This is a genomic window from Ruegeria sp. CDSA021 (genome assembly GCF_059612325.1).
Map to the genome: position 1 here is coordinate 92230 of NZ_JBXWQJ010000016.1, position 8404 is coordinate 100633.

Consider the following 8404-nt stretch of genomic DNA (forward strand, 5'->3'; position numbering starts at 1 on the left):
GAGGCGCCGCATAACGACGCCCCGGCCATTTGCGTCAGTTGCCGGTTGGCAGGCTCAAATTGAAGCCGTCCTTTTTCAACTGGTCGCGCACCGTCGTGAAGCGGTGGTACTCGCTGAGTGTAATTGGGCCGGAGTAGGATTCGCTCTGCACCGGACGTGGGGGATAGTCGATGTAGGTTTTCACAACCCGCTCAACCTCGCCCATCAGTGTCGGCATCGTCCAAGTGTTCTCACGCCCGGTGGTCATGAAGATGTCGTAGCGCTCCATCGGGTCTTCCCAAAGGTTGAACACCTGCGGAACGGTAGCAACGTACATTTCGGCCCCGCGCCATCCCAATTCGGCAGCAGGAGCTTCGGATCCAGCACGCGCACCGTTGTCGCCGCGCATGTTGAAGACGGCCTTCCATTCATTGACGCGCACCGCGCCCGGAGTGAGTTCATTCTCGGTAAAATACGCCCAGGTGTTGCGCTGTGGGTCGGCCTCACCAAACAGGACCGGAGCCATATCAATGCTGTCAAAAATCGTCGGCTGCCCTTCCCGATCTTCGGTCGGCAACGGAACGCCGGCGAGGTTGGCAAAGGTGGCAATCAGATCGGTGCCGCCGGTGATGTCGCTCGACTTCGTGTTCGGCTCGATCTTACCTGTCCACTTTGCTAAGAAAGGTACGCGGTACGCCCCTTCACGGTCAGTCCCTTTGGTGCCACGAAACGGTGTCATGTCGGCATCAGGATGCACATCCTGCCATGCGCCATTATCAACAGTGTAAATGATCAGGGTATCTTCCCCAATTCCGAGATCTTCCACCTTGTCGAGGATCTGACCAGTGTGGAAATCAAGCTCTACCACCTTGTCGCCATACTTGTTCTTTACCGCCGACTTGCCCACAAAATCAGGCGACGGCAGGTTAGGCTGGTGGTTCGCAGCCCAGTTGATAGACATGAAGAATGGCTGGTCCAGGCCAGCAAGACGCTCCAGTTCTGCCACCGCCTTTTCCGCACCAACCTTGTCCAGCGCGGCCAAATCAGCAGTCGTCATGTCTTCGATAGTCAGCACTTCCTTGGCAGGATCTCCGGCCACGCCTTCAAAAACGCCGGTGGTGTTCTCTTTGTAAAATGCTCTCTGATCATCGGACATCTGCACATTCCAGTCGTCCAGCGCATAGGTGTACGCATTCAGGTGATAGAGAAATGTGTTTTCCATCTTGTCGTAGCCATGGGCTGTCGGCATGGCATAATCTGCTTCCCCGAGGTGCCATTTTCCCATGAAGTAAGTGTTGTAATCAGCCTGCTTCAAAACAGACGCAATCGTCCATTCTGCCGCCGGTAGTCCACCACCCTGACCCTGAAAAGCAACCGTCGTCATGCCCGAGCGGTTCGGGAAACGCCCGGTCTGCATCGCGGCACGCCCCGGCGTGCAAGAGGATTGAGCGTAGAAATCTGTGAACATCATCCCTTGCTTGGCCATTTGATCAAGATTGGGCGTGTCCATGCCGCGCGCGGCGCCCCCATGATAGGCACCAAGGTCCCAATACCCAGTATCGTCAGAAACGATCATAATGATGTTGGGCTTGCTGCCATAGGTCGACAACGACGTCGGATCGAAATCCTGAGCCGTCGCGGAGATCGCGAAAGTACAAAAGAAAGCAGCCAATGGCGTGACAACTTGGTGAGGTTTAATCATGTTTATCTCCTACTCCGGGTAAAAAGTATTAAAGTTTTGAAACTGCGCGTTTCTAAAGGTTTTGATACAGTGCAGAACTAAACACACTACGACCTATTCCGAATGGCCTCTTATACTTTTGGATACATCGGCCTCTCGGGGCGCCGTTTAATCACACCGAACAACTAGTCGATAGGACATTAAACTTTGGATGATCCTTGCGATCATCCTCGGTAATCTCTGTCGTCGTTTTTAAGTCTAAATCAACGTTTCACTTTTTTGAGTGATTTAACCCACGAATAGCGTTTGCTTTACCCGCATAAAAGTTTGACCGCCTCATGTTCAACGAAGGTTGTCAGTGGAAAACGGCAGAGAACCAACAACTCACATTACATTATTGCGATTCATCTATTGTCAAAGCTTCGTCGTGTGCAAATCCGCCCCGGAAGTCTTCGTCCTGATAGATCAAAGGCCAACCATGCACTAACTTTCAATTTGGACCACTAAAATTGGGCGGCTCAGTTCGACCAACGCGCTAGAAGCGGCCGTAATCGCGAATTGGGTTGGGCGCACCCAGAGCAGGCCATCGCTTTAGACCGTGGGCAACTTTGCGTAGCCAAAAATTTGAGACCTTCCTATTTAATGTCCGGATTGCGCTGTTTGCGGTCCTCCGGTGAAAGCGGGCCAATGGCCGCAAAGTCCGCGTAGCAGTCGTTCAAGCCGACTGCAGCGAAAGACTGCTTTGAGCCCAAGATTGCCGTTGAAATAAACCGCGGCATCTGTCGCGAACTGCGGACAGCAGACCTTCGCTGCAATTTGATTGATTGACCGAATGCTCCCTCATTGGCCGTCAACATCCCGACACACGTTTCCGCAGAAATCTTGAAAGATAAAACGAGTGTTCACTCCTGACCTGCACCGGTTTGTGATGGCAACTCCCCGAACATGTTGTGGTAGTCTTGAGCGAATTGCCCTAGGTGCCAAAAACCCCAACGGTTAGCGATGTCGGAAATACTGTAGTGACTGGTTTTACGGATCAGGTCGGATCGAACCCGATTTAGGCGAATTCGTTGGTAGTACTTCTTTGGCCCGACACCAAACTTCTCGAGGAAGGCACGATCCAAAGTGCGCCATGAAACACCGACCTCCCTGCATATTTGGCTGATCGGAACATTTTCGCCAAGGTGGGCTAGCATCAACTCGGTAGTTTTCGAAACGGCCCGAGACCGGATCAAAGGCGTGCTTTTGTCTTCGTGTTGATCGTATGAGTTTGCCGCTAACAGAAGGTCAGCAACAATCTCCTCTTCGATGGCGTCGGTCATCGGCGGTGCGTTACTGCCCGTAAGCCTTTCAGAGAGTTGCCGTATCGCTGCCAGACGTTTGTGCTGTCCAAAAATTGCCGGTTTCGCAGAAGTTCGTAAGCTCTCCGGGATATCCAGGCCCAAGGCGTCAGCCAGGAATTCTACATCGTGCTCTTTGACAGAAACAGTTGTGCCGCAAAAATGTGTGGTGCTTACGCCGTCAAAAGGGTCGGAACTGCCGAAAGACAGCAATTCGGATTCCGATGTCTCCTGACCTTGCCACACCTGAACAGCGTTGCGCCGGATTACTCCAAAGGTAAGCAACCCTTTGGGTGACACGCCGGTTTGGTGCACGGCGCGTGACATTGAAATGTTCAATAGTGTTACAATGCTTCCGGCGCGAAGCGTTACCTTGGTTTCCATTGCACCGGCCTCGATCTGTCGAAAATCAATTTCCCACGGAGAGAAGCCGTTTATGTCGTTTGGCTCCGGCAACGTCATCACCACCAGTGGTTCGGACCTGGGCAGGTTTGGCGAATTTTTGATGTGGTTCATTCCCTGCCTCAGTTAGTTTCCCGGTAATGTTAACCTCCGGATGAATGTTTGAGCAAGTTGACCCGCGTGGAAGGTATAGAACGCAAACCGGCCACAATGGGACGCCCGCCGCTCCCAAAGTGCGAACGACGTTCAGAACGCATCGTCACGCTTCCGACGCAGGATGAACGTTCGGAACTGGCCCGGCAGGCTGCCGCTACTTCTCAATCACTGTCTGCATACACCCATCAGCTGATCACTGATGGCCTGAAGAACCAAAAGAATTTAACAAGGATGCCAAACCATGAAACAAAAACGATCTGTGGGAGTAATTGCGATCCTTACGGCATTCGCAACGAGCGCTCTCGCACAGGAAAACGCAATAGTTCATGACGCTGAATACTACATTCTGGAAGCGCAGAACGGGAAGGTCTGGGCCGTTGAGGACGACGAACTGGACAAGAAACTGGCGGCCCTGAGAGAGCAATACGGTGCCCCCCCGAATATCGTCCACTACATGTGGGACGACCAGCCACCGATGGCTTTCGGCGATCCGATTTATCAACAAATACGCGGCTACTCGACACCAAATCTGAACCAGCTTGCCGAAGATGGAATGCAGTTTTCACGCATGTATACCGAGCCGGGCTGCACGCCCAGCCGTGCGGCGGTTCTGACAGGCCAGAACGCTATCCGCACAGGCACCTGGGAAATCGGATTTCCGATTGAGTATACCGGACTGGCGGCGGAAAATGTAACTTTGGCCGAAGTTCTGTCGGCCCAGGGTTATGCAACCGGTTTTTTCGGAAAGCAGCATCTGGGAGATATCGAGGAATCCTATCCCATCAACCAAGGTTTTGATGTCGCGTTCTGGGCGCTCTACAATCAAGTCACGAGCCTATATAATGCAACTGGCGAGGGTGCCAACGCGATTGTCGGGATGAAAGAGGAGTTGCTTGCGGACAACCCCTATCAGCGCGACCATAGATTCGTTCTGGACGAAGGTTTTGTCTTTTACATGGAAGGCAAGAAAGGCGAACAAGCCGCCGAATGGCGCCACGGCTCACAAGAAGTACAGGACTACAATGATTTCGACATCGAGAGCCGGAAGCGTGCAATCAACTTCATTCGTCAAAGTGCGGAAGCAGACAAGCCATTCTACGTCGCATGGTGGCCGCTTTGGATGTCCTTCATTCCTAACCCTCAGAAAGTGACCTTGCAGCGCGGCATGGTGGGGGAAAGCTATCATCGCGTAATTGAACCCGACATCGCTCTTTTGCGGGAAACTCTGGCAGAACTAGGAATTGCAGAAAACACACTGATCGTTGCCATGGCCGACAATGGCCCGATGACACACAATCCGCCTGCCGGTGCCGGTCTGGGTGAAGGCCTGTTTCGTGGTGGCAAGGGCGACTTTACTGAAGGTGGTGTCCGGGTTCCCGCAGCAGCACTTTGGCCGGGCGTGATCGAGCCAGGTACTTATGCGGCTGACATGATCCACGAAACCGATTTGTTCACGACATTTGCTAGGCTGGCAGGAGCCACCCAGCATATTCCCACCGACCGCATCATCGACGGCATCGATCAGACGGCGCTGCTGCTCAACGGCGATACCCACGGACGGCGCGATCATGTGTTCATTTACCAGGGGCCTGACCTAGCGGCCACAGTCAAAGACCAGTTCAAAATCCACTGGACATCGGATGATCCGGGGCAGGCCAAGTCCGGCCTGACTGCTGTTTACGATCTATATAACGACCACCGTGAAGCCAATCCAATCGTCGTCGGTGGCTTCCACTTTAAGGAGCCGTTCAAGCGAATGCGCGCCCGACATGAATTGTGGAAACAGAAGTATCCGGACCGCAAACACAACCGCGGACCAGCGTATGCAAACCTGTCCAATGCCCGTCCCGCCACGCTGGCCTTGTCAAACCCGCCAGCAGATTTTGATAGCTTGCCGTTTGACCCGTTGGAATTCATAGAGCATCTAGACCAATTGCCCTACGAATTGGGTGAGCCGGGATACGGCGAATAACAATGCCGGAGAATTGCCGCCCGGCGGTGATTCTCCTATTACTTCACGACAATCAACTGAAACGGTTTGTTTGAAGCACACCTGACCCTGAACCGGTCGTTTGCGGCAAGGGCGGTGATTGACTGGATTGGGCCGACAGCGCTAATTAGGCTTATTACCGCCAATTTCCGCTCTGTCCGCGTGGCAGTCGTTCATGCCGAGTGCGGCGAATGACTGCTCTGAGCCCATTCCGGACAACCTCTTCCTACAACTCGCAGCACAAAAATAAGAGTTAAATGTGTGTGTGTACAACTTTGAGAGCATGCTCAAGTGTTGCTCGTGCAAAGTCAGCGTCTATGTTGCCAACTCCACCGACCGGAGGCATCAACGACGCTTTCCTCACTTCCTTTTCAACTGGAAAAACCCGCCCTTCCATCACGGTTCCCCAGACTTTAACGTCCCTGATTTTCATTGGATCCACCGCAATAGGGTTGTCGTCGAGAATGGTAAAATTTGCGCGTTTCCCCGGTTCGATGCTGCCGATCTCATGTTCAAGTTTCAATGAATAGGCGGCTTCGATCGTGACACCTCGAAGGGCTTCCTCTGCACTGACCCGTTGATCCGGTCCCGCGACACGACCGGAAGCAGTCACCCTGTTTACGGCACACCACATCAGGAAAAGAGGATCGGCTGGTGCCATTGGCATATCAGAATGCAGCGACCAGGAGATCCCTGCCTTCGAAATATCGCCGAGACGTACCATCGCATCCGCTCTTTTCGACCCGAGACCGACAGAAGAATATTGGTCTGAAAGGGCAGTGACGTAGTATGGATTGCCACTGACGATGGCGCCAAGCTCCGAAATTCTCTGCACCTGTTCTTCTGCGCTAACCGCGAAATGAACCAGAACGGTTCGATGGTCATAGCGCGGGTTGCGTCTCAGATTCATTTCGAGTGCGTCAAGAACGCGATCAAGTCCTGCGTCTCCGTTCACGTGCACATGAATTTGGTAACCTGCATCCCAGTAAATGCGGAATGCTCTATCAAACAGGCTCTTGTCCATCATCCATTCGCCCGTGTGGCCATCCAGATATGGATCACGCACTTGCATGAGCAACGAATAGATCGCCCCATCCGCAAACAGCTTGGCTTGCTTGGGCGCAAGACTGGTCATGCCCCCATACCAGCTTTCCAGTTTTTCGGTCTCGGCGATCACCTGAGCATCATCGGAATAGGTGTCGACCAAAGTTTTGGCGTCCGGCATGAAAGACCAACGGAAGGGCATGCCAGGACTGGACATAACTGCGTTGATACCGTCCTGAACAGGTTTGGCCAGAATGCCACCGGGTTCGTTTCCAAACGTAATGCCTTTGGCGTGCATGTAGTCACGCGTCAGCTCCAAACCGGACTGCAACCGCTCCGGGGTTGCAGCAATTGAAGCGATGAAAGGCAGCACCGCAAATAATCCCTGCTCCCAAAATCGTCCCTCCAAAAATTTGGACTGTACCTGCTCCGTAGCTGAAAAACCTTCGACGACGTCCTGCGTGACACCTCCCATTTCCAGTGCGGCACTGTTCAGTATCATCTCATGACACGACCTCGCCCAAACCAGTATCGGTTGTGTCGAACTTATGGCGTCGAGATCCTCCCGCGTAAGCGGACCATAAAAGGCTGGGTGATACCCCCATGAAACGACTGGCTCAGATGGGTCGGTACGTTGCTCCACTGCTTTTGTTAGTCGGTCGGTGAAATCCTTTTTGTCCTTTACCGCAGGGACTGTGCCCGCGGGTAAAACCCAATCTTCGATCGAAAGGATTTCTGAAGACATCGTGAGAGCCGCCAGTAACGGGTGATCGTGCTGGGCGAGAAAACCAGGCACAATGACGTGGTCGGCAAACTTTGTATCTACTTTATAGCGCTGCCCTTTCAGGATGCCTTGAACGTCTTCAAGACTACCGACCAAAAGAATGCGGCCATTTACGACAGCGACGGCTTCAGCTGAGGGCTTTGCCGGATCAAGCGTCATTATTTCTCTGGCAGTGTAAACCGTCACCTCGGGAAGTCGTACGATTGCCGTTCCCAATTCAGAAAGCGAACCGGACTGTCCAAACGCAGTGCTGAGTGGCGTTAAGGCAGTTGCACCGGCAAGCCCTGATCTAAGAAATCTGCGTCGGCTAATCTTAGGCATTTCTGACCTCCTGACGTCTGTTTTTTGCACTATGCCGGAGAAACGCGGCGGCAGCCAAAAGTTTTTCGAATAGGTTTGTATGCTGAAGTTGTTTCTTTGCGAGCGTCCGCTTAGTCCGCATTGCGGATAATGATCGGAATGGATCGGGTGTCTGCGTGGACTTCAAAGCGGTCTTTCGTGCTAAGTGCACCAAATGGCCAAGCAGCTGATGTACTCTCGGCGTAACGAGTTTGTTGCCGCGCGGGGGTGGCCACATCTCACCTGACATAGCAGTCAAAAAGTCCAGATACCACGCGCTTGGTGTGCGCGGGGTATAAACAAAATTGCGCCGCGTCCGGGTGAGGCCGGGGGGTGGGGTGCGACATTCCGACTCGGCAGATGCTTGGCGGGGTCTTTCAGCGGATGCCGAGCAATGCGAAATCCCATAAGGGGGCAGATAAGGGCGCTGAGAGCATTGAGGCGCACCAACTCATTGAGTTTATGAGAAAAGTGGCGGAGACGAAGGGATTCGAACTATCTCTTATCAAACTGAAAATATGAAATTTCTTTTGCGATAGGCCTTTCCACCCCATACTTCACCCCACAACACTCGAAATTTGGATATCCGCCTTCAAGCTACCAAGGCAAGCTTGTCCGTCGTCAGGGATTTTGGGACAGATGGCCGCCTGATCTAAGAGAGGGTCTGGCTCAACTGGTTGTTGTGATTA

4 protein-coding genes are annotated in these 8404 nt (G+C 53.0%); 1 reads left to right on the forward strand and 3 read right to left on the reverse strand.

Going from position 1 to position 8404, the window contains the following annotated elements:
- Window positions 1–34: 34 nt before the first annotated feature.
- The gene (locus tag AC2FLD_RS18660; protein WP_496672120.1) at window positions 35–1681 is read right to left on the reverse strand and encodes an arylsulfatase; all 1647 of its coding nucleotides are present in this window, start codon (window positions 1679–1681) and stop codon (window positions 35–37) included.
- Between the two features lie 881 nt (window positions 1682–2562).
- Window positions 2563–3462, reverse strand: a complete 900-nt coding sequence (locus tag AC2FLD_RS18665; RefSeq protein ID WP_496672293.1) for a helix-turn-helix domain-containing protein — start codon at window positions 3460–3462, stop codon at window positions 2563–2565.
- Window positions 3463–3799: 337 nt separating this feature from the next.
- Here AC2FLD_RS18665 and AC2FLD_RS18670 point away from each other — a divergent pair, with 337 nt between their 5' ends.
- The gene (locus AC2FLD_RS18670; protein WP_496672117.1) at window positions 3800–5530 is read left to right on the forward strand and encodes a sulfatase-like hydrolase/transferase; all 1731 of its coding nucleotides are present in this window, start codon (window positions 3800–3802) and stop codon (window positions 5528–5530) included.
- A gap of 271 nt (window positions 5531–5801) precedes the next feature.
- Here AC2FLD_RS18670 and AC2FLD_RS18675 read toward each other — a convergent pair whose 3' ends face one another.
- Complete coding sequence (locus AC2FLD_RS18675; protein ID WP_496672114.1) at window positions 5802–7697, reverse strand: amidohydrolase; 1896 nt, start codon at window positions 7695–7697, stop codon at window positions 5802–5804.
- Between the last annotated feature and the right edge of the window lie 707 nt (window positions 7698–8404).

Coding starts and splice junctions, on each gene's coding strand:
- AC2FLD_RS18660 (WP_496672120.1), bottom strand. CDS start 1,681: ATGATTAAACCTCACCAAGTTGTCACGCCATTGGCTGCTTTCTTTTGT.
- AC2FLD_RS18665 (WP_496672293.1), bottom strand. CDS start 3,462: ATGACGTTGCCGGAGCCAAACGACATAAACGGCTTCTCTCCGTGGGAA.
- AC2FLD_RS18670 (WP_496672117.1), top strand. CDS start 3,800: ATGAAACAAAAACGATCTGTGGGAGTAATTGCGATCCTTACGGCATTC.
- AC2FLD_RS18675 (WP_496672114.1), bottom strand. CDS start 7,697: ATGCCTAAGATTAGCCGACGCAGATTTCTTAGATCAGGGCTTGCCGGT.